Source organism: Vibrio sp. 10N.247.311.13 (genome assembly GCF_041467595.1).
GTDB classification, from domain to species: domain Bacteria; phylum Pseudomonadota; class Gammaproteobacteria; order Enterobacterales; family Vibrionaceae; genus Vibrio; species Vibrio crassostreae_C.
Genome location: NZ_JBFSUX010000125.1, coordinates 1 through 2,021, shown reverse-complemented (window position 1 = coordinate 2,021; position 2,021 = coordinate 1). Strand labels below are relative to the sequence as shown.

2 protein-coding genes are annotated in these 2,021 nt (G+C 36.9%); one reads left to right on the top strand and one right to left on the bottom strand.

Going from position 1 to position 2,021, the window contains the following annotated elements:
- On the top strand, positions 1-1,418 hold a 1,418-nt coding region (locus AB6E52_RS22940), incomplete at its 5' end, for a helix-turn-helix domain-containing protein (RefSeq protein WP_372189988.1).
- A 124-nt stretch (positions 1,419-1,542) separates the two neighbouring features.
- On the opposite strand, the gene AB6E52_RS22935 is transcribed toward AB6E52_RS22940, so the two are convergent.
- Positions 1,543-1,950 carry a membrane integrity-associated transporter subunit PqiC gene (locus AB6E52_RS22935; protein WP_372189987.1) on the bottom strand — a complete coding sequence of 136 codons (408 nt, stop codon included), beginning with the start codon at positions 1,948-1,950 and terminating at the stop codon, positions 1,543-1,545.
- Positions 1,951-2,021: the final 71 nt, after the last annotated feature.

Below are 2,021 nucleotides of genomic sequence, written 5' to 3'. Positions count from 1 at the left end.
ATAATCACCCATACTGGCCGTTTCTATCTGAGATCCAATTAGGAAACAAAGCCAATGTAGATGGTGACATTGTGAGTCACAACGTAGGCTTTTTCTTTGAAGACCATCAATTTGAAACATTAAAAACTCAAGAGCTAGATCTAAGAATGGCCTGCTCTTTAAATTCAAGCAAAAGCATAAATTATTTTAATATAAGCTCACACTCAGAGACAAAAGATCATGTTATTGAGCATATAGTTTCAGATATACAGTTACTTTCTCAGAACAAAAACATTAAAAAATATTCTGTTTTAGTAAAAGACCCCAATATGATGAGACTCTTGAAGAGTGTGGGGTTTGAAGTATTTAAATTTTCAGAACCTTCTGCTAAAAAATGTAATATTACATTCAAAAATAAATATTATAGCTACTGTATATTAACGATTGATAAAATAGACTATCTGACTAATCGGAACGTAATGTCACTAATCAAAGATGAATATTCTACCATGATGAAATTTCCGCAATTACTGCGCGAAGCGCGCAAGAAATTGAAGTTAACGCAAAAGGATTTTGCGGCATACATTAATCACTTAGATGATGAATTCAGCTCTGTAGATGTCGTAACGATAAATCGATGGGAAAATAGCAAAGTAAAACCAAGTAATTACAAAGCCCTAAAGTTATTGGACTGCCTTGGTCTGGACTTGTATACAACGTTGAAATCCTTTGATTCAGAAGATAACGAAGACAGTGCATTACTTGAAGACTTCCTTCGTGAGAGGTTCTTTTCGTTTCAAAGCCGAATATCGTCTATCTCTAAAGGGGAAATAGAAGAAGGCTGCGACTGTCAGATCATGCCACTAATGACAGATCAGAATGACAAAGCAGTAATAGATAGAATAAAGCTGATTTCGCAATATACAAAGGTGGATGCTTCACCTCTTGAGACTATCGACCTGTTTCTCTATTTCAGTGAAAAAAAGGCGCATGGCAGAAAAATGGTCGATGTTAAGGGCAATATTGTTAGTCATAGCCTAGGTTTTTTCTTCAACGAAGAGGCATTCGAGCAATACAAAAATAAGCATCTAAATCTTAAGCAAGCCTGCTCTTTAGATTCTAACCATAACTTAAATTACATTGTGGTTAGCGGTCACTCTGAGAAGCACGAACAATCTGTTGCGAATCTAATTTCCGATATGAAGCTTCTTGCAAGAAACACTAAGATTAAAAAGTATTCCATGATCATCAAGAACCCAAGTGCATTGGATCTAATGAAAAAACTTGGATTTGAAATCTATAAATTCTCAGAGCCAACAGAAGAAGCCTCTAACATTACGTTTAAAAACAAATCATACACATACTGTATTCTAACAATCGATAAAATAGAGCTACTTAGCAATAAGCATGTTATTGCATTTATTAATAAGTATGGTTAATTTTCAACACGCGTAAACTATAAGAAAGCCACTGTATCAACGGTGGCTTTTTCATATTCTCATTAATTTGATTCGAGGTTCTAAAAATAATATCGACAACCTACTAGATATTACCTTCGGATAATCACGGCAATTGCGACTGAATATCTGCGAGTACCTGATCCAGCCCTTCCCCTAGAGCTTCGACAAGCGATTCATACCCCGACTCTTTCAACGGCACCTTAGAATCGAAATCAGCACGTGCAAGCTCTTGATCTTGCTCGCTCAATATCCAAGTTCCTTTTACTTCAGCATTGCCAGTGTAAGAACCATTGAACTGCTCGAAAGTAATGAGCAGCTCTTTATCCGATTCTCCTGATGCATCGGAAGAGTCAATACGCTCTTCAAGCAGCCCTTCAAGGTTCTCGGCCCAAACATGTTTACGCGCAGAAACCAGTTCATTTTCAGACTTGCGATACGCAATGCCGATGGTGTCGAGATAATCAGGTAAGTCGACTCGAGTTTTTACCTTGAATATGGGTTTATCCAGCATACTTTCAGGTAGAAGGTATCGGTGTTTTTCAAGGTAGTTGTCATCATTTGCTTACTTATTAAGCAGCTTCT